The organism is Pelodictyon luteolum, assembly GCF_001622165.1.
Classification (GTDB): Bacteria; Bacteroidota; Chlorobiia; order Chlorobiales; family Chlorobiaceae; genus Chlorobium; species Chlorobium luteolum_B.
The window spans coordinates 138,016-157,443 of sequence record NZ_LVWG01000036.1; the positions used below are offsets into that span (position 1 = coordinate 138,016).

The 19,428-nt window shown below is 58.8% G+C and carries 18 protein-coding genes; 9 read left to right on the forward strand and 9 right to left on the reverse strand.

Going from position 1 to position 19,428, the window contains the following annotated elements; all coding sequences use genetic code 11:
- Window positions 1-7: 7 nt before the first annotated feature.
- Entirely contained in the window at window positions 8-1,210 is a 1,203-nt protein-coding gene (locus A3K90_RS10080; RefSeq protein WP_303682483.1) for a transcriptional regulator, read from the reverse strand.
- Between the two features lie 211 nt (window positions 1,211-1,421).
- Between A3K90_RS10080 and A3K90_RS10085 the strand changes: the two genes are divergently transcribed.
- The 4 genes from A3K90_RS10085 to A3K90_RS10100 are packed head-to-tail and all read left to right on the forward strand — an operon-like array spanning window position 1,422 to window position 4,968.
- A complete protein-coding gene (locus A3K90_RS10085) occupies window positions 1,422-2,342 on the forward strand; it encodes a diacylglycerol kinase family protein (RefSeq protein ID WP_303682484.1) in 921 nt (306 codons plus the stop codon).
- A gap of 46 nt (window positions 2,343-2,388) precedes the next feature.
- Window positions 2,389-3,636 (forward strand): GlmU family protein, encoded by a 1,248-nt coding sequence (locus A3K90_RS10090; protein WP_303682485.1) that lies wholly within the window; start codon window positions 2,389-2,391, stop codon window positions 3,634-3,636.
- A gap of 20 nt (window positions 3,637-3,656) precedes the next feature.
- Entirely contained in the window at window positions 3,657-4,226 is a 570-nt protein-coding gene (locus A3K90_RS10095) for an aminodeoxychorismate/anthranilate synthase component II (protein ID WP_303682486.1), read from the forward strand.
- A gap of 4 nt (window positions 4,227-4,230) precedes the next feature.
- Window positions 4,231-4,968 (forward strand): TIGR00730 family Rossman fold protein, encoded by a 738-nt coding sequence (locus A3K90_RS10100; RefSeq protein WP_303682487.1) that lies wholly within the window; start codon window positions 4,231-4,233, stop codon window positions 4,966-4,968.
- 18 nt (window positions 4,969-4,986) lie between these two features.
- On the opposite strand, the gene A3K90_RS10105 is transcribed toward A3K90_RS10100, so the two are convergent.
- On the reverse strand, window positions 4,987-5,424 hold the full coding sequence (locus A3K90_RS10105; protein WP_303682488.1) for a heme-binding domain-containing protein: 438 nt from the start codon (window positions 5,422-5,424) through the stop codon (window positions 4,987-4,989).
- A gap of 53 nt (window positions 5,425-5,477) precedes the next feature.
- Here A3K90_RS10105 and A3K90_RS10110 point away from each other — a divergent pair, with 53 nt between their 5' ends.
- Window positions 5,478-5,804 (forward strand): transcriptional regulator, encoded by a 327-nt coding sequence (locus tag A3K90_RS10110; protein ID WP_303682489.1) that lies wholly within the window; start codon window positions 5,478-5,480, stop codon window positions 5,802-5,804.
- Between the two features lie 12 nt (window positions 5,805-5,816).
- Here the strand turns inward: A3K90_RS10110 and bshC are convergent, their stop codons facing one another.
- From bshC to A3K90_RS10125, 3 genes are read right to left on the reverse strand one after another with little or no spacing between them, the layout of a single operon-like run.
- On the reverse strand, window positions 5,817-7,511 hold the full coding sequence (gene bshC, locus A3K90_RS10115; RefSeq protein WP_303682490.1) for a bacillithiol biosynthesis cysteine-adding enzyme BshC: 1,695 nt from the start codon (window positions 7,509-7,511) through the stop codon (window positions 5,817-5,819).
- 4 nt (window positions 7,512-7,515) lie between these two features.
- Window positions 7,516-8,295, reverse strand: a complete 780-nt coding sequence (gene surE / locus A3K90_RS10120) for a 5'/3'-nucleotidase SurE (protein WP_303682491.1) — start codon at window positions 8,293-8,295, stop codon at window positions 7,516-7,518.
- A 13-nt stretch (window positions 8,296-8,308) separates the two neighbouring features.
- Entirely contained in the window at window positions 8,309-11,092 is a 2,784-nt protein-coding gene (locus tag A3K90_RS10125) for a BamA/TamA family outer membrane protein (RefSeq protein WP_369690420.1), read from the reverse strand.
- Between the two features lie 119 nt (window positions 11,093-11,211).
- On the opposite strand from A3K90_RS10125, the gene accD reads away from it, so the two are divergent.
- A complete protein-coding gene (gene accD / locus A3K90_RS10130) occupies window positions 11,212-12,057 on the forward strand; it encodes an acetyl-CoA carboxylase, carboxyltransferase subunit beta (RefSeq protein ID WP_303682492.1) in 846 nt (281 codons plus the stop codon).
- Between the two features lie 109 nt (window positions 12,058-12,166).
- On the opposite strand, the gene A3K90_RS10135 is transcribed toward accD, so the two are convergent.
- The 3 genes from A3K90_RS10135 to A3K90_RS10145 are packed head-to-tail and all read right to left on the reverse strand — an operon-like array spanning window position 12,167 to window position 12,737.
- Window positions 12,167-12,415 carry a type II toxin-antitoxin system RelE/ParE family toxin gene (locus A3K90_RS10135; RefSeq protein ID WP_303682493.1) on the reverse strand — a complete coding sequence of 83 codons (249 nt, stop codon included), beginning with the start codon at window positions 12,413-12,415 and terminating at the stop codon, window positions 12,167-12,169.
- Between the two features lie 17 nt (window positions 12,416-12,432).
- Entirely contained in the window at window positions 12,433-12,603 is a 171-nt protein-coding gene (locus A3K90_RS10140; protein ID WP_303682494.1) for a hypothetical protein, read from the reverse strand.
- Complete coding sequence (locus A3K90_RS10145) at window positions 12,600-12,737, reverse strand: hypothetical protein (RefSeq protein ID WP_303682495.1); 138 nt, start codon at window positions 12,735-12,737, stop codon at window positions 12,600-12,602. The genes A3K90_RS10140 and A3K90_RS10145 overlap by 4 nt, the downstream gene beginning before the upstream one ends.
- A gap of 49 nt (window positions 12,738-12,786) precedes the next feature.
- On the opposite strand from A3K90_RS10145, the gene A3K90_RS10150 reads away from it, so the two are divergent.
- On the forward strand, window positions 12,787-14,865 hold the full coding sequence (locus A3K90_RS10150) for a S8 family serine peptidase (RefSeq protein WP_303682496.1): 2,079 nt from the start codon (window positions 12,787-12,789) through the stop codon (window positions 14,863-14,865).
- A gap of 190 nt (window positions 14,866-15,055) precedes the next feature.
- Complete coding sequence (locus tag A3K90_RS10155; protein WP_303682497.1) at window positions 15,056-16,318, forward strand: glycosyltransferase family 4 protein; 1,263 nt, start codon at window positions 15,056-15,058, stop codon at window positions 16,316-16,318.
- Here A3K90_RS10155 and thyX read toward each other — a convergent pair.
- A complete protein-coding gene (gene thyX, locus A3K90_RS10160) occupies window positions 16,290-16,940 on the reverse strand; it encodes an FAD-dependent thymidylate synthase (RefSeq protein WP_041463733.1) in 651 nt (216 codons plus the stop codon). The two genes, A3K90_RS10155 and thyX, sit on opposite strands and share 29 nt — an antisense overlap.
- A 298-nt stretch (window positions 16,941-17,238) precedes the next feature.
- Between thyX and A3K90_RS10165 the strand changes: the two genes are divergently transcribed.
- Window positions 17,239-19,371 (forward strand): hypothetical protein, encoded by a 2,133-nt coding sequence (locus A3K90_RS10165; protein WP_303682498.1) that lies wholly within the window; start codon window positions 17,239-17,241, stop codon window positions 19,369-19,371.
- Window positions 19,372-19,428: the final 57 nt, after the last annotated feature.

The following is a 19,428-nucleotide window of genomic DNA, read 5'->3' on the forward strand; positions in this document are numbered from 1 at the left end:
GACTCCCTTACATGGTGATGGCGAGGTCTGACAGGTAGGTTTTGATCGACTGATGTTTGCCGAGGCCGAGTTTCTTGTGCATACGGTAGCGGATGCTCTCCATTCCTCTGGTCGAGATGCCGACCGAACGGGCGATTTCGCGCGTATCGTAGTTCAGCTTCACGAGCAGGCTGATGCGCAGTTCTCGCTGGTTCAGGTTCGCGTGCTTTTTCTGCAGCTTCGAGAGGAACACTGAATCGGCTTCGGTGAGCTCGATGTTCAGGCGCTTCTCAATGGTCTCGGTTTCAATCAGGCTCAGGCATGAGTCCGTCATCTGCCGTTTCTGCGTCGGGTCGATGTCCAGCGCATAAATCTGGTCGAGAAGATTGCGCAGTGAAGAGGTCTTTTCGGCTATTGCCGTCGACACCCTGGTCAGCTCCATGTCCTGGGTCGCAATCCTCGACTTCAGCTCGGCAATCTCCTTTTCGAAATCCCGGCTGGACTTCCTGTTCAGTTCCGTCTGTGCATTCATTTTGATAACCATGTGTGTGAGTCGTTGTTCCAGGTCTTGTTTAAGTTGATTCAGTTCCATCTCCTTTTCATTTTCCTTGGCTCGAAGGTCCGACTGCATTGCCTCCACCGCCTTGAAAAATGAATGGAACCGGTTGTCGGGTTGAGGTATGGGGATATGCTGATCAAGCATATTCATCCATGATATTCTTGCAATCGCTGCAAGAAATTCGTTTTTGGTCCGGGTGTGGATTTCAGTCGGTTCCGCTCCGTTCTTTTCGGGTTCCTTTGCTGTGGCTTTTGCTTCGGCCTCCAGGTAACTGCCGGCCGTCATGACGGAAATTCCTTCGGGTACTACGGCCGCAAACGACTCCACGATGATCCGGACGGCTTCGGGAATGTTGAAGAATACGATGCGGCTGAAACCGGGACTCCAGTTGAAAATGATGTCGGCAATCGACTGCTTGTAGTTGAGGGTGATGGATCCGACATGGCTGAGATCCCAGATCAGGCTGATTGGACTGTTTTCAAGGCCGCACTCCTCAACAGCTTCCTCAAGCATCCGGTTGTCCATGGTGTTCAGCGCGATATCGCCTTCTGCCTCAACCCATGTGTGCAGGACACTGCCCTTCACCCGGCGGATTTTCTTGACGTACCCTTCCTCTCGGTGGCGGCTCTCCCAGTGCTGTCGTCTTGTTGTTTTTTCGTCGCCTGCGGTCATGGTACTGCCTTGAGGGGTAAAATACTTCCCACGTTACTGCGGGTTGCTTGGTGTAATATTGGTCTTTTTTGAGATGATATACAACTTTTTTTGACGTTTTCTGATAAAAATACTGTTATTTGATGATCAATACGGCGTTGGAGTAAGTGTTTCTGCGTAATCGTTATGTGCGCCGGAATACGGCGCTTTTTTTCATGCAACCCCTTTCCCCATGTCCCTCGAGACGGGTTACACTTTCATTGTCAATCCTCATGCCGGCAGGCGGCGGGCTGCCGGTCGGGTTTCGGACCTCCGCCGGGCGGTAGGCGGACGGGCCGATACGGAAGTATTGTCGACGGCCTGTGCGGGCCACGCGGCCGAGCTTGCAGCAGAAGCGGCAAGTGGCGGTCGTGCTGTCATTTCCTGCGGTGGCGACGGTACGCTTCACGAGGTTCTGAACGCCGTTATGGGCACCGGCTCAGCGGTCGGGGTGCTGCCCTTCGGATCGGCCAACGATTTCCTCAAGACGTTCGGCCCCGATGTGGCCGGGGATCGAAGTCCCGAGTCACAGTTCGGTGCTGTGCGCACCCGGGTGGATGTCGGCAGGGTCGAGTTCAGCGGGGGGGAGATGCGTCATTTTCTAAACTCTCTCGGCATCGGCTTCACCGGCCGGATTGCCAGTGCCGTCAAGAGGGCTCCCTGGCTGAAGGGTGAGCTGGCGTATGCCTATGCGCTTTTTCGGGTGCTTATAGGTTATGCGCCGGTAAAAATGCATATTGAAATTACACTTCCGGACCGTCTGGTGGTGCTTGACGAGCGGGTGTTCGCCTTCTCGGTCGGCAACGGGAAAGTAGAGGGAGGGAAGTTCCAGATCGCCCCCGCAGCGGATCTTCGGGACGGTCTTCTTGATGTCTGCATCCTCCGGGCTGTCCCGAAATGGGAAATCCCCGGTCTCGTTCTGCAGTATCTCCGCGGCGTCCAGTCACAGGACCATCGTGTCCGCAGTTACCAGGCAGAGCGTATTGACGTGTCTCTCGACGGACCTGACGTGATGCACATGGATGGCGAGGTATACGAAGGCATCGACGGAAAGATTACGGTTGCAGTGGTTCCCGAAGGTCTGGAGATGCTTGCTCCAGGGAGGCATGGGTGAATGATGAGGAGAGTCCGGTGAAGCCAACAGTATCGATCGAGCTATCATGCAGGTCCTAGTATTTGAAGATGCGCTGGCCGAACGGCTGATGCCCCTTGCCGGGCTCAAGCCTGTTTACGGCCTTACGACAGGCTTTCGAACCCTGCGCGAAAAATTTGAACATTACGCTCCCGGGATCTCTTTCACCTTCCATATGCGCCGCCGACTGGCTCCATGGTACGCCATGGCGTATCCTTCAGCCCCGGTGAATCTCCTCATGGAGGACGACATCCTCCTTGTCAACGGCAGACTCGTCTGTGACGCTGTGACCGGCACCCTCATTGAAGCAGGTGCATTCACCCCCGGAACCGCCTCGATGCAGGACGACGAGCTGCTTTTTGCCCGCATCAGGCCGGGCCTCATCATGGAAACTGATGGATCCCTCCCGGACCTTATCGACACCAACCGGCTGGTTGAGGGGCTGAGGGTTGAGCGGGCAGGAGGGTTCAGACTTCTCTCGAACCTCTGGGATCCGGTCGCGTTGCACCCGGCCGAACTGCTCCGTGATGCCGAGTCACTGCCGCTTGGCCGCCTGGAAGGCGAGGTGCATCCTTCTGCAGTCATTACGGATTCTTCTGCAACCTGGGTCGCCCCGGGGGCAGTTGTCAGAGCTGGCGCAGTGCTTGATGCCGACGGAGGGTTTGTGGCCATAGGGCCGGGCGCCGTCGTGGAGCCGCTGGCGCTCGTTAGTCTGAACGTATACGCCGGTGCCGGATGTCGGGTGAAGGCTGCCGCGAGGGTATACAGCAACGTCTCCATTGGCACCGAATCGAAAGTCGGCGGCGAGGTCGAGGACTCCATTATCGAGCCGTTCGCCAACAAGCAGCATGACGGGTTCCTCGGCCACTCCTACATTTCCTCCTGGTGCAACCTCGGGGCCGGTACGATTACCTCGGACCTTAAAAACAACTATAGCTCTGTCCGGATCCTCTGCGGCGGGCGGGAAGAGTCGACCGGGCTCCGGTTTCTCGGCCTCTTGATGGCAGAGCACTGCCGCTCGTCAATCGGTACCCTCTTCAACACGGGGACCGTTGCGGGTTATGGCTGCAACATCTTCGGCGCCGGCTTTCCCCCGAAGGAGATCCCATCCTTCTCGTGGGGCGGAAGCGGCGGATTCATCCCCCATGAGGTCGATCGGGCCTTCGAGACAGCCAGAACGGCCATGGCGCGCCGGGCAGTTGCGGCAGGCCCCGAGTATGAGGCCATGTTCCGTTCCGCCGCCTCAGCGACGGGTCTCCATTCAGTATCCGTTTAACATCATAAGCACTGTTCTGCATGATCCTTGTCATTGACAACTACGATTCGTTCACCTACAATCTGGTACAGTACATCGGGGAAGCCGGTGCGGAAGTCTCTGTCTTCCGCAATGACGAGATCTCGGTGGAGGAGGCACTCGCCATGGCTCCCCGGGGAATTGTCATCTCTCCCGGCCCCGGCACGCCTGACGACGCAGGCATATCGGTTCCGCTCATCCACGCCGTGAAGGGCCGGATTCCGCTTTTCGGGGTCTGCCTCGGCCACCAGTCCATCGGCGCCGCCCTCGGCGGCAGGGTGGTCAGGGCCCGCGAGATAATGCACGGCAAGACCTCCGAGGTTTACCACGATGGCGAAGGGGTGTTCCGCAACGTCAGGAACCCCTTTACGGCCACCCGCTACCACTCGCTTATCGTCGAAAAGGAGAGTCTGGCGAAGGAACTGACCATTCGCGCATGGACTGAAGACGGTGTCATCATGGGGATGGACAGTACAGCCCTTCGTCTCTACGGTGTCCAGTTTCATCCCGAGTCGATCATGACCGGAGAGGGGATGAAGATCATCGGTAACTTCCTGGAACTTTCCCGCTGACACCATGGACCCGAACCAGCATCAGCCGCCTTCCGGCGGCAGAACCCCGTCTCCACTGCCTCCGCCGCTGCCCGCAAACGGCCACGAGGGGGATTTTATGGTCGATGGTTGGCGGGTATTCAAAATCATGGCGGAATTTGTAAGCGGCTTCGAGGTGATGGCGGATGCCGGGCCGGCCGTCAGCGTGTTCGGCTCAACCCGTGTTGCAGAGGGGAGCGGGGAGTACCTGCAGGCCCGCCGGATCGGCGGGCTGCTTGCCGAGGAGGGGTTGGCGGTGGTGACCGGCGGAGGGCCCGGCGTGATGGAGGCGGCCAATCGCGGGGCACAGGAAGCTGGCGGCAGTTCAATCGGTTTCAACATCAAGCTGCCGAACCAGCAGACCCCCAATTCTTACATCGATCCCGGTCGCCTCGTCGGGTTCCAGTACTTTTTTGTTCGCAAAGTCATGTTCCTGAAATACTCCCAGGCTTTTATCGCCCTGCCCGGGGGATTCGGGACGCTTGACGAGGTATCCGAAGCCATTACCTTGATTCAGACAGGAAAAAGTGCGAGATTTCCTGTTATATTGGTTGGGAAATCCTACTGGGATGGGCTCTATCGCTGGATATGCGATACGATGCTCCGTGATCACGGCTTCATTTCTCCGTCGGACCTCGGCTTCATATATCTCGTCGACACCCCGGAAGAGGTGCTTCCCATCATCAGGACCTTCTACCCGGAAGGCTATTCGCTGAATTTTTAGAGAGCCGCAGGCATTCCTTCAGTGTTGCATGCCGGCTGCTTTCAGCCATGTGACGAGGGCAGCCTCTTCGCTGGCGGTGAGCCTTGCCTCAGGGTTGAGTATGTAGTACATTTGCTGGTGCCCGCTACCTTTTCCGATCACCATAAGGATGGTGTTCTTCAGCGAGTCGCTCTGCAGAATCCGGGATTGGTCCCAGTCGGAAAAGTTCAGTGCATCGCGGCCGTTTCTGACGCTGTGAGCGATGAACCATGACAGAGGCGCCACATAGGCAGCCCTCGGCCAGCGGGTCCGGTAGGAGTGGCAGTCGTAACAGGCCTTTCCGAGAGCTTGAAGGATCGGGGCCGGGGCTCTTAGCGGCGAGGGTGGATCGGGGTTCAGCCGACCCAGCGGAATGAACTGCATCAGCATGAGGGCGAGCACAGCCCAGCCTGCGGCGGAACGGAGTGTTGGTCTCATGGTGGTGCGTTTTGCTGTTAGTTTTTGCATTCAACTCTTAGACTATCGTCATCGTGATATTTCCCTGTGAAAAAGCGGTCTGGTACAACCTGCCGCAGATCCGGGCCGATCTTGCAATAGAACTGGTAAAAACCGGTATGACCCAGTCGCAGGCCGCCAAGCTGCTTGGTGTGACTCCTGCGGCTGTGTCGCAGTACATCCATAGGAAACGCGGCCTGCAGGTGGTGAAAACCAAGGTTTATCGCCAGGAGATCAAGATTGCGGCCAAAAAGCTCCAGGAAGAGGTTGCGCCTGAAGAACTCCGATTCATGGTCTGCAAGTGCTGCCAGATTTTGAGCCGCGAGTCGGGTGAAGGCCAAGCCGCCTGCGGGCCCGAGTAGGGGCGCGGAGTTCTATAGCTCCAGAATGATGTGCGACTCGCTCGAGTGCCCCTGCAGCTGCTCTTTAAGGGTGCCGATGAGGCCCGTTCCATACTTGTTCAGGAAGTAACAGATGTTCACGAGACGCTCCTGCGGTCCGCCTTCGGGAAAGAGCGCTGTTTCCGCCTTCAGGATCTGCTCAAGGAGCTCCTCGTGTTTTCTCCGCCCCGCCTTCCATGTCTTCTGTTCGATGTTTTCCACAATCTTTTCCGCCTGCGCCTTCGAAGCTCCGAGCATCGGCTCGAGGGTTGAATCAATTTTCGACAGTGTCGGCAGGAGCTTGTCGAGTGTGCGCTGGATCTCCTCTCTTGCCTCCTGGAACATGGGTTCCAGCGACCGGTTTTCGGCGGTTGCGATCGCCTTCTTTTTTATTTCATCAAGATCACTGAACACCGCGGCATAAATCTGTTTGCGTGAAAACCCAGGCCTGCCCGTAACCTGCAGCATGCGGTCCATGATGCGGCTGATCCTAGGCTCAACGAGTGTGAAGCTACCTCTCGGGACAATAAACGGCATGGTGATGCCGAAGTGTTCGTAGTTCCTGCGGTACTGTGCCAGGTAGCTGATTTCTCCCGGGCCTGCCACGTAGGCGAAGGTCGGCAGCACCGTGTCCTGCACGATTGGACGGAGCACTACGTTGGGGCTGAACCGTTCGGGGTGATCGCTTACAAGCTCAAGCATCTGGTGCCGGGAGTATTGCTGGTTCTCTCCGGTGAGGGTGAAGATGTCGGGGGATGGATGCTCAATTTTCTGGCGCTGACCGTGCTGGTTCAGGTGGAAGAGGTTGACCGCCCGTGGTTTGGTCTGCGCCCCGTAGCCGAGCTCTTCGAGCGTCGAGCTCTGGGCGACCACGTTGTAGGAGCTGGCCGGCGCAGTTTCGAGCTCTCTTGTGAACACCCCTGCAGCCATGCGCTTGAAGGCAGGGTCGAAGCTTGAGAGCAGAATGAGGGGCTCCTCGGGCATGAGGCGCAACAGCATCGAAGCAAAGGCCCCTTCGAAGGTGTTGCCGGGGAAGTAGCACTCCCTGAGGATTGAGGCCACCTCCTCACGGTAGTCGGAGGGCGGGAGCATTTCGAGGAATTGTTCGACGGTATTCCGGATCGAAGGGTCGAGCGCGGTGCTGCCGACCATCTGGTCCGGAAGACGCCGGTTTGTCTCCGGCCGGAAATGGGTCAGCCCCCCACCCGGGGAGAAGATTGCCGTGTGGGCCGGCTCGTCATAGTCGTGATCTTCGCCTTCGAGCCAGAATACCGGCACGAAGTCATACTCGGGGAAGAGGGCTTTCTGGCGCAGGGCGAAGACCACGGCGCTGAGGGCTTTGTAGATGGTGTAAAGCGGTCCCGTGAAAAGGCCGAGCTGCTGACCGGTCACCACCGCCATGCAGCGCGGGGAACGTAGTTTTTCGATCTCGCGCTCCCGCACTTCACCACCACCGAACCGGCGGTTCTGTGTCTGCAGCATATCGACAAGACTGTCGCGCTGGAACCGGCGTGATGCGAGCAGCCCGAGCTGGCGGTAGTAGTCCGCTTCTTTTCTGTCGTCGAGGTGGAAGCAGCGTCCGAGCAGGCTGTCGCGCTGTGCCCCTTCCGAGGTATAGTCCCTGAAAAGCTTCGGAAACCCCTTTTTCGGGGTCAGTATGGTGTTGTAATCAAGAAGAAAGGTGTTCACCGGCCTATTTTTGCAGTTTCCATTGTTCAAGGGTACTTCTGAACCCGTGCCGGGTCAGGTCGCATGAGAGCGGGGTGAGGGTGACGAAGTTCCTGCGTACGGCGAACTCATCGCTTTCCATCCCTTCGTCGAGCAGCATGAGGGTGCCGTTGAGCCAGTAGTAGGGGTTGCCGTACATGTCGTTGCGTTCTATTGCGTCTTCCGACCATCGCGACCGTCCCTGTCCCGTAACACAGACGCCCTGAATGTCTGCTTCGGGGACGTTGGGGATGTTGACCGACAGGATGGTATCATCCGGCAGCCCCTCCTGCAGCACTTTGCGCGCCAGTTTCCGGGCGAACTTTCCTGCGTAGGTGAAGTCGGCGTGTTCGTAGGTTGTCAGCGAGAACGCAAGCGAGGTGACCCCCTGTATCGCCCCCTCAAGCGCCGCAGCAACGGTGCCGGAGTAGAGGGTACTCATGGCAGTGTTGCTGCCGTAGTTGATGCCCGATACAATCAGGTCCGGCTTTACTTTCATGATGTGGCTCAGGGCCACCTTGATGCAGTCGACCGGAGTGCCGGAGACGGTGTGACCGAAAAACCGGTTGTTGCGCCGGAACTCCCGGATGCGGAGCGGTACGCCGAGGGTCATGGCGTGGCTCATGCCGCTGTGCGGTTCGGCCGGTGCCACCACCGTCACATTGCCGAGCTTCTTCATCGATGCGGCAAGCACGTGAATCCCTTCCCCCTCGATGCCGTCATCGTTGCATACCAGTATTTCGGGGCGCCTGTCCTGTTTTTTCATGGTGTCCACCGGTTCAGAAGTCATGGCCGAGACTGAAGTAATAGACCGTATCGGCAAAGCGCAGGTTAGAGGATTCTTTGTCTTCGGCATTTCTCATGAACGAGAAGGCTTTGGATATGGTAAAGCGGGCCGGGCCGATGGGGGTCGCCCAGACAAGGCTCGTGCCGATGCCGTGTATGAGCTGTGCCAATGCGATATCTTCGCGGCGGTCCCATACATTGCCTGCGTTGTAGATCAACCGGAGCGAGGTTGGAAAGATGATGTCTCCGGGGGGGCTGTACTGCAGCTGCACGCCGGCGGCCGCTATGTTGTTGCCCGGCAGTGCGCTCTCCTTCAGGCCGATGAACCGCCGGCTGTAGGCCGTACCGGGGCCACCCAGGAAAAACTGTTCCGAAAGCGGTACATGGCCGTTGCTCACTCCGAACAGACCCGAAAGCTGCAGGGTGGTGCGCGGCGCAATGGGGATGTTCTCTTCATGGTTCCCGGAGATCTGCCAGAACAGCTCCTCGTTGTCGAGGGTCACGGGGGTGGCTGAATAGCGCAGGTTGCTGAGGCTTCCTGTTGTCGGAATGAGCGGGCTGTCGCGTGAGTCGATCGTCAGCTGGGTACCGAGGGTGACGAGCGCTGCCTTTCCGGTTTCGAGCGGCAAGCCGTTTTCTGTCTCGTTTTCCGAACGGACGCTCTGCAGTGTTGCGTCAACAATAAGCTTCCCGTTTTTCTTCAGGCGGGTGCCGAACGCCGTCGATATGCCATATCGTTCGATGTTGTAGCTGCCGGTCTGCTCCGACAGGTCGGCGAGGAACTCTTTGTCGAAGGTGATGCTGGAGTGGTTGAACCGGTGCTGGTCATAGAATGCGCGTGACGACATTGTCAGGTTTGTGGCGGCAATGCGCGGCATGTTGAACTCAAGGTTCACGACATTGTTTTTCGTTCCTGTCTTCAGCCAGCCGCCGAGCGAACTGGTCGATCCCCAGAGGTTTTCGTTGCGGTAGTCGAGCAGGAACTGCGCATTGCTGGTTTCATCGTAACGCAGGCCTATTCGGAGCACGGTGGCCGGCTTCTCGTCGAGCGTGAACTTGAGGAGCGCGCTCTGCAGGTGTTCATCGTCCGGGTCGGGCTGTTCTGCTGCTACCGACACCCGGCTGAACACTCCGGTCTCATAAAGGTTTTCGACCGATTCCTTCGCTTTGCCATACACAACGGCCCTCGATGTGTCGATCTTGATCTCACGCAGCACAGGGGTCGGGCCCGTGATGTTGCGGTCCTGCGAGACGACGATGGAGCCTGCTTTGCCGGAGGTGAGGGCGACTGAGAGAGTACCGCCGGAGAGCGAAGAGGGCTTGAGGTTGACGAGGATATAGCCCTTCTTCCGATATGTCCTTACAAGATTCTCGAGCGCCAGGGTGCCCGCCCGGTTGGTATAGACCCTTTCCATTACCGGTGAGAAGCAGGCGGCCTGCTCATCGAAAGAGAGTACGCCTGTCGGTCCGCCGCTGATGCGCACCTGGCGGATGGCGGGCAGGGGCACAAGGTGAAACGCTACCCGTTTCTTCCCGGTGTCTAGTTCTGCCCAAACTCTGGTAAAGAGGTCGGTTTCAAGCAGTTCACGGAGTGCAGCCCTTGTGTCTGTGGCGTTGCGCACGATGCCCGATACGATGCGGTAGTGTTCGATGTATTCCGGACTCTCCTCCGGGAACCGCACCTCTTTACGCCATCCCCTGATGGGGGACGGGGCGCTTTTCCTGCCGCCATCAGCGATGCTGCGCTTGATGGTGCCGGCCAGTACCTTTCCCTTCTGGTAGCCGACTTTGACGAGCCCGTCGATGTCCGAGAAGTCTGTCGCCATACGGCCTTCCAGATCGGGAGCAATGACGATGTCGGCCCGTTCGAGCTGTGCGGGGTATTGCAGCTTGGTAAGGATGGTCATTGCCTGGTCAGCAGCCTTCCAGGGCAGGTCGAGCTCACGGCCTGTGGCGTACATGCTGCCATGGGTGTCGACGGCGATTCTGTAGCCTGCATTGAATGCGTCGAGCTCGTCGACCGGCAGGTTGGCCACGAGCCCGCCGTCCACCAGTTCCTCTGAACCGCGGCGGATGGGGGAGAAGAGCACCGGTATGGTGCTGCTTGCCCGCATGGCTTCTGAGAGCGAGCCGGAGGAAAGGGTGACGCGGCGGCCCGTGACGAGGTCGGTCGTTACTGCCCTGAACTGGACGGGAAGCTCATTGAACTCGCCTGAGGCCGGGTAGAGGGCGTTGATTGCAAGGAGGTCGAGTGTCTCTGTCAGGGACTGCGCTGAATTGAGCGAGCGCGGAATGACAAGTTTCAGTTTGTCGAAGCGGATGGCGACGGTGGAGCGGTCGCGGACCCGCTGCTGCTCGAGAAAGACGTTTGAGCGGGAGTAATCGTCCTTGCCGATGGTGACGATAGACTGCCATGGCAGGCTGTGGGCGATGGCCTGCAGTTCCGAAGGGGTATAGCCGCAGCTGTAGAGGCCGCCGATTACGGCGCCCATGCTGGTTCCGGCGATATGGTCGATGGGTACCTGTTCCTCTTCAAGTGCCTTCAGAACGCCGATCTGCGATATGCCGTTGGCGCCGCCGCCCGACAGTGCAAGGCCCACGGTTTTCCTGAAGGGGCGCATTGCCGGTGTGAGGCTGTAGCGACGGGAGGGCATACTGAGGGTGTCGGGCCACACGGTGAGGGTCCGTCCTTCGGCACAGGATGGTCCCGGGCCGCCGGAGGCGAAGAGAGCAGCCGCCAGAGCGAGGGAAAGGAGGAGGGGTCTCAGGTTCAGCAAGTGGTGCGCTCCGGGTTCATCGGCTTCAGACCAGGGGATCGTGAAGGACGCGTTTGAGTTTGTCGTGCCGACAGTATATCTTGTATCCTAATGTATAACCTTTAGCCCTAATTGTAAAGATGGTCTGGTTCAAACGGGTAAAACCCTCCATACGCACCACTGACAGGCGCGACGTGCCCGAAGGGCTCTGGTCTAAATGTGAAGACTGCGGTGCCATGCTCCACCGCCGCCAGCTTGAGGAGAACCTCAACACCTGCAACGAGTGCGGCCATCATTTCCGTATCTCCCCCTACCGCTACTTCTCCATCCTGTTCGACAACGAAGAGTTCTCCGAGTTCGATGACTGCCTGCGCGCAGCCGACCCCCTCACCTTCGTTGATACCAAGAGGTACCCTGACCGTGTGCACGATACCATCGAGAAGAGCGGCAAGACGGAAGCCTGCCGCAACGCCTTCGGCAAAAGTGCCGGCGCCGACCTCGTCATATCGGCCATGGACTTCGGGTTCATCGGCGGCTCGATGGGTTCTGTTGTCGGCGAGAAGATTTCGCGCGCAGCCGACAAGGCGATCGAGCTCAACGCTCCGCTTATCGTCATCTCTCAGTCGGGAGGTGCGCGCATGATGGAGGGCGCATTCAGCCTCATGCAGATGGCAAAGACCGCCGCACGCCTCACCCGCCTCGGCGAGAACAGGCTCCCCTTCATATCCCTCATGACCGACCCCACCATGGGCGGCATAAGCGCATCCTTCGCCATGCTCGGTGACCTCAACATCAGCGAGCCCAAGGCCCTTATCGGGTTTGCCGGTCCGCGTGTCATCCGCGACACCATCAAGCGCGACCTTCCTGAAGGGTTCCAGCGCGCCGAGTTCCTGCAGGAACACGGGTTCGTGGATATGATCGTCCACCGTAAGGAGCTCAAGCAGCGCCTCGCAAAGACGCTTGCGATGATGCGCGTGGAGGGCTGAACAGGAGCTCCCCTGGAATGGCCATAAACCAGTTAGCCCCGTTCGGAGCATGTGTGCCGAACGGGGCTTTTCCGTTTTGGAGCGGATGATGGATGATGGACGACTGGTCTTACGGATTGGGGGCGTGCCGGGCGGTATGGAACACCGCAAGAACCAGTACCCTGTCAGCATCTGCCCTGTAGACGATAAGGTAGGGCAGGTCTGAAAAATAGAGCTCTCGTGTTCCGTAAATGCGACCGGGTTTTCCGCTGCCGGGGTAGTGTGCCAGCTGCTCCTTGGTCTTCGTTACCAGCTTGAGTACTGTTTGTAGTGCGGCGCGTTCGCTGTCCTGTTTGACTGTAGGCCTCCATTTCAGCAAGGCGCAGCAGCGCCCTTTCAGTCCACACTATCTGCAATGCGCCGCTCCAGTTTCTTGATAAGAGTGTCGCTGTCGATGTACCTGCCGGCTCTTGCGTCCTCAAGTCCCTCCTCGATGCATTTGAGCTGCCATTCATTCATGTCCAGGTACTGATGCTCGAGCTCGACCGTCTTTTCGTCATCTGTCATGCGGAAAGCGAATCGTGGCCGATGGCCGAGGGGATAGATGCAGTACCGGCAGCGATGCTTGCTTCTGCCGACTGGCAGCCGCTGAAGGTCTGATGTTTTTTTGCGACAACATCGCGCACTATCGTTATCTTCAAGGAAAGGAAGCCGATACGTGATGCTTCCGATAACCCAAGCAGTACGGTTATGAAAAAGAGTACCCCCGCCAGTATCCTCCAGCAGCACAGAGAACAGCATTTTCCCGGACAGCAGTCCCCCTTGTCCCTGGGGAACGATGCTGAACTGCTTTCGCGGTTCGGAAGCCATGCCTATGACAGCCTGTATGATGTGCTTGAACCCCTCTCCAGAATCAGTGATGACGACCGGCACGGGCCCGGGTCGATCGATACGGATTTCACTCCAGGTGGCGCAGGCCGCAGGGTCGACAGGGTCGCTCCCGAGGTATTGGCGTTCAGCCCGTCGGACGGCAGCCTGAATGTAGCCCTCGATGCGGATGTCGTCGTGACCTTCAGCGAGTCGGTTGCGGCCGGCAGTGGCCTGATAGAACTTCACGCCGGCTCGGCCACAGGGGAACTGCTCTATACTTTTGACGTATCCGATACCAGCCAGGTGTCGTTCGCAGGAAATGTCCTGACGGTCGACCCGTCGTTCGATCTCGATGCCGATATCCACTATTATCTCACCATCGGGTTCGGCGCAGTCACCGATTTGGCGGGCAACGCCTATGTCGGCACCTCATCATACGACTTCACCACGATCTCCCTGGCGGATGCCACCGCCCCGACGGTTACGGCGTTCAGTCCCGCCGACGGGAGCCTCGATGTGGAGACGGACGCAAACATCACCATCACCTTCAGCGAGGCGGTAAGCGCCGGCAGCGGGCTGATCGAGCTGCATGCAGATTCGCCGGCCGGTGAGCTGATATACGGATTCGACGTCACCGACGGCAGCCAGGTGTCGTTTGATGGGAATGTCCTGACGATCGATCCGTCGTTCGATCTCGATGCCGCCACCCATTATTATCTCGCGATCGGGGATGGTGCGGTAACCGATCTTGCCGGGAACAGCTACGTGGGGACCGATGCCTATGACTTCACGACGGGTTTCGATGCCCCGTCGTGGGATCCGGTATCCGGATACGGTATGGTCGACGCTGCAGCCGCCATCGAGCTTGCCACCGGAACGGCTCTCGCCGATGCGGACCTTTTCGGCGACGGCTATGGCGTATGGGACTGGGGGCTGAACCTGATCGATGCACCCGATGCGTGGCAGGCCGGCTATACCGGAGAAGGTATCGTCGTCGCTGTCATCGATACCGGCGTCAACTACTTCCACAGCGACCTGTACGACAACATCTGGATCAATACGCTTGAGATCGAGGGAAACGGGATCGATGACGACGGCAACGGGTATGTCGATGACATTTTCGGTTACGACTTCGTCAACGACGACGGATACGCCTTCGATGACAATGGCCACGGGACCCATGTCTCGGGGATCATCGCCGGCCTCTATGACGACATCGGTGTGACGGGGGTGGCCTACGATGCGTCCATAATGGCGGTGAAGGTGCTCGATGCGGAAGGAACCGGAACCTTCCTTGACGTCTCCTCAGGCATATACTATGCTGTGGACAACGGCGCAGATGTCATCAATCTTTCCCTTGGGGCGTATGATGCAGTCTCGCTCGATCTGGTGCTTGCGCTCGAGTACGCCTTCGACAGCGGCGTCATCGTCAGCATGGCCGCAGGAAACGATGGCCTTTCGAGCCCGACCTACCCGGCGGTTCTTGCGGAAACGGAGGGCGGAATAGCCGTGGGCGCGATCGACAGCGACGGATCGGTTGCGTACTTCAGCAACGATGCGGGAAGCGTCGATCCGTACGATTATGTCGTGGCGCCGGGCGTGAGCGTCTACAGTACCTACCTGGACGACTCCTACGCCATAATGAGCGGCACGTCGATGGCGACGCCGTACGTTTCCGGTGTCGCGGCACTGCTGCTTGATGCACAGGCCGACTTCGCTTCCGACTGGACTCTCGACCAGCTTGAGGAGATCATCTCCACCTCCGCCCAGTCCCTTGACTCGCTCATTGCGGCCGCGACCGGAGACCCGTCTGCCGAGTCGGACGATGCCCTCGCTTCCGCTCTCCCGGCAGACACCGCTCCCGAGGGGGTATTCACGACGGATGTGGTGCTCGAAGAGGTCTCGATGATGGGCATATCCTCATTCCTTGACGACCTGCCCGAGGTATACATGGCCTGAGGCTTGGCGCCATAGGCCTCGAGTTCTCCGCAAAGTCAACGGTGCGCCGGATTGCCCGCCAGTCAGGCGCATGGACTCCGTTGCACTCGATGCCATGGGCGGGCAGGGCGTGACGGCCGGTATGTGATGTGTTATATTGCCTTCCCGTCCGGCGTGATAATACTCTTCGTGCTCTCTTTGAAACGGCGTCATGAACATCCTCTTCATCCATCAGAACTTCCCTGCCCAGTTCAAGCATCTCGCTCCTGAGCTCGTCCGGCGCGGCCACGCGGTGACGGCGTTGACCATGAGGAAAACGGACGCCGCCGAATGGCAGGGGGTGAGGGTGGTGAACTACGCCATAACGAGGGGGATGGCCGAGAACGCGCATCCCTGGGTGAAGGATTTCGAGGTGAAGGCGATCCGGGGAGAGGCCTGCTTCCGCAGAGCCATGAAACTCAAAGCGGCTGGCTACACTCCTGACGTCATCGTCGCCCACCATGGCTGGGGCGAGAGCCTCTTCCTCAAGGAGGTGTGGCCGGAGGCGAAGCTCGGCATCTACTGCGAGTTCTACTACCGGGCGCACGGCGCCGACGTCGGTTTCGATCCCGAGTTCCCCCAGGCGGATCCCGAGGGTGCCGCCTGCCGGCTCAGGCTGAGGAACCTCAACAACATGCTGCACTTCGAAACGGCTGACGGGGCCATCAGTCCGACAGAGTGGCAGGCCGCCACCTTCCCGGAGCCGTTCCTCGAAAAGATCACCGTCGCCCATGACGGCATCGACACCGCCCGGCTTGCGCCGGATCCTGGAGTCACGCTCCGTCTCGGGAGCGGGCTTATGCTGACAAAGAAGGACGAGGTCGTAACCTTCGTCAACCGCAACCTCGAGCCTTACCGGGGCTACCATACCTTCATGCGTGCCCTGCCGGAGATCCTCAGGCGCCGGACAGGCGCCCGGGTGCTCATCGTCGGCGGCGACGGGGTCAGCTACGGGGCGAAGGCGCCCGACGGGAAAAGCTGGAAGCGGATCTTTATCGATGAGGTTCGCCCGAAGATCGGCGATGCGGACTGGCAGCGGGTCCATTTTCTCGGCAGGGTGCCCTATGCGGACTTCGTCAGGCTCCTGCAGCTCTCAACGCTCCATATCTACCTCACCTACCCCTTCGTGCTCTCATGGAGCCTGCTCGAGGCGATGAGCTGCGGCTGCGCCATCCTCGGCAGCGACACGGGGCCGCTCGTCGAGGCGATCCGCCATGACGAGACGGGTCGGCTCGTGGACTTTTTCGACCCGGGCCGGCTTGCCGAAGAGGCCTGCGCCCTTCTCGACAATCCGGACGCCCGCCGGCGCCTCGGTGAAAACGCCCGGCGCTTCGCCCGCGAGACCTACGATCTCAATCGCGTCTGCCTGCCGAAGCAGCTGGCGTGGGTCGAGGGGCTGGCGCCCCTCAGCTCCAGCCGAGCGCCGAGGCCGTGACGGGGAAGCGCTCGACGAAGATCTTCCTGATTTCGAGGGCGATGTCGCGGTGCTCCTTCTGGGTCGCCGGATCGGTGCGCACCTCAAGGTAGTGGATCCAGCTGCGGATCGAGCCTTTCATGTAGAGTTTCGTCTGGGTTGCGAGCGGCAGCATCGCACGGGCGCACTCCTTGGCTATTCCCTTCTCCAGCGCGGCCTCGTAGAGCGCCATGCTCTCCGTGGCCACCCTTTCCTGAGCCTCGTCGAACCATGCCACGGTCTCCGGCGGCAGGTCGTCGAGGGAGTTCTGGCGGTTCTTGCTGTCCTGCCGGCGCGGCGTGTAGCGCTCGATCGCCTGGGCCTTCGAATACCTCATGGAAAATTCCTGAAACGTGAAGCTCCTGTGTCTGAGGATTTGAGGGGAGATCGCCCGCGAGGTCACGATCTCGACCGTCATGTCCGCCATCTCGAAGATGCTCCAGTGCTTGTGTGCGATGCAGTAGGCAAGGAGCTTCTCATAGTCGGCGCTCTCCTGGTGCGGGCTCGATACCCTCGCACAGTAAGCCATGAGGCCTTCGGCGGTAAGGCTTTGGCCCTCTATGTTGATTTGCGGTGCAGTGAGGGCAATGAGACGTACCTGCATGTCGGGAACGGGTTTCGTTTGATGAATGCTTCGGGAAAATATATGCCAATCAGCGCACAATCGGTGCCATGCACCTTTTTTTTATGGCTTGGCTGGCCTGTTTCGATTGTTTAACTTACTTAACAAAATACAGTAATTGGTCATCTTAGGTGTTCGGCTGTAGCGTTAGTGCTGATTGCTCACCCTGATGATGGCATGCCTTTTTTGGTCGGCACTCCGTCAGTTCCGTGGCGCATCAACGCGCCACAGGTATCCTCAGAGGAAATATATCATGGAATCAATTGAAAGTGTTCAGTAAATGAAATTCATCGTTGTCAATGCGGCCTTTGCAGGCTGTATTTTTGCCTTGTTGTCAGCCCCCTCTTTAGGCGCAGATTCATCCCTCAAGCTTCATGGCGACGCAGATTTGACACTGCGAGAGATGATCGAACGGGCCGAACAGAACATAATCAAAGCAGATGAGCTGATAGAATCCCGCAGGGAGGCTGAGCGCAAGGCCCTGCGCGCTGCTGAGGTGCGAAAAGCTTGCGATCGTGCCGGCATCCTTGCCGAATCGGGTGACCTTGCCGGGGCGAAGGCCGAATGGAAGCGTGCACTGACGATCGTTCGCGATCCGGAGGCGAAGAGTCGCATCATCGAACAAGTTCGACAGGCTGAGGTGAAGACTGCTGCGCAGCGGGCGGAGCGGAAGTTGCGCATTGAGAGCCTGAATGCCGAAGGCACGGCGCTCTTCGAGCGCAGGCTTCTTGACGAGTCGCAGGCCCGTTTCCGTGAATCGCTCATCCTTGAGGCATCTAACCCCGAAGCGCGCCGCTACATAGAGAGTGTGATTCCTGCGATGCGCAATGAACTTCGTCTCCAGGCCGCCCGTGAGGAAGATGCCAAGGCAGCCATGGAAAAAGGCCGGTCTCTTTTTGCCGATGGTGATCTGAAGGGTTCGGTCGCCAAGTGGCGGGAGGCGCTGCGCATGACCTCCGATACTGAGCGTTCCGCTGTCATCAGCAGTGAGATCGGGCGTGCCGAAGAGAGGGGGGGAAGGGCTTCGAGTTGCGCTGCTGAGGGGGTTTCCCTCTTTCAGTCCGGTGACATTCAGGCTGCCGAAGCGATGTTTCGCGAAGCACTTGCGCTCGACCCGATGCAGCTGGTTGCCATGGATTACCTCGAGGTGAAGGTTCCTGCCAGAAAGGTTGAGCTGCATCGGCTTGCAGTGGCTGAAGCTGAGGCCAGAGCGGCTTTTGAAAAGGGCAACAGGTTCTTTGCCGAAGGTGATGCGGAGGGTGCCGGAACGGCATGGCGGGAGGCTGACGCTGCAACCCGCGACCCCGAACTGAAGGCTGCCGTTGCGGCGCAGTTTCGCAAAGCCGAGGAGCGGGCCGCCGCTGAACGAGCTGCGGCAGAAGCCCGGCTAGCGGCTCTCGTCCGTGATGGTGAAAGCCTTTTCCAAAGCGACCGTCTCGACGAAGCTGATGCTAAGTTCCGCAATGCGCTGGCGCTTGATCCATCCAACTGGTCTTCACACCAGCATGTCGACGTCAACATCCCGAAGCGGAGGCAGGAATTGGAGCGGCTTGCCCTCGTTGAAAAGAATGTCGCGGAGGTTGCCCTGCGTGGTGAGGGTTTCCTTAAGTCGGGAGACCTTGAAGGGGCGAAAGCCGCTTTTCTGGAAGCCGTAGTGATCGCCGAAAAACCCGAGAGCAAAGGCGCTATGATGGAGAAGGTCGCTCAGGTGACTGCAGCTCAGCAGCATAGGGCGACAGAACTCCAGACCCGCATCGTCGCCCTGGCATCGGAGGGCGAGGCGCTCTACAGGACGGACAGCCTTCAGGCATCGGAGGCGAAGTTCAAGGAACTGGTTGCTCTTGATGCATCGAACCTCATGGCGACAGGTTACCTGAATGATACCATTCCCGCCCGCAAAGCTGAGCTGGAACGTCGTGCTGTCGTTGCGAAGCAGGCACGGGCTGCCTATGAGAACGGCAGCAGGATTGCCGCAACCGGTGACCTCAAGGGAGCCCTTGACGCATGGAATGAAGCACTTGACATCGTTGAAGAAGCAGGGCTGGCCGCAGCAATCAACGCAGGCATCGCTGAGGCGAAGGACAAGATTGCCATAGCGCAGGGGCTTTGCGATGAGGGTGCTGTCCTTTTCAAGTTGGGCAGTCTCGACCGGTCAGCATCGAAGTACCAAGAGGCGCTTGCTATCGACCCCATGAACCTTGCTGCCATGGACTACCTTGAGGTAAGGCTTCCAGCCCATCGCGCAGAGCTCATGCGGCAGCGCAAGAACGCAGAACGAGAGGCTCGTATCGCCATACTTGTATCGGAGGGTGAGTCGCTTTTCAAGGCCGACAGTCTCGATGTATCGGCGGCGAAGTTCAAGGAACTGCTCGTTCTTGACGCGTCAAACAGTATGGCGACCCCTATGTGTTAACATAGATGTCGCGTCCAACAAGGAGGCGAACTATGGGTTACTCGCATGCCGTAAGGC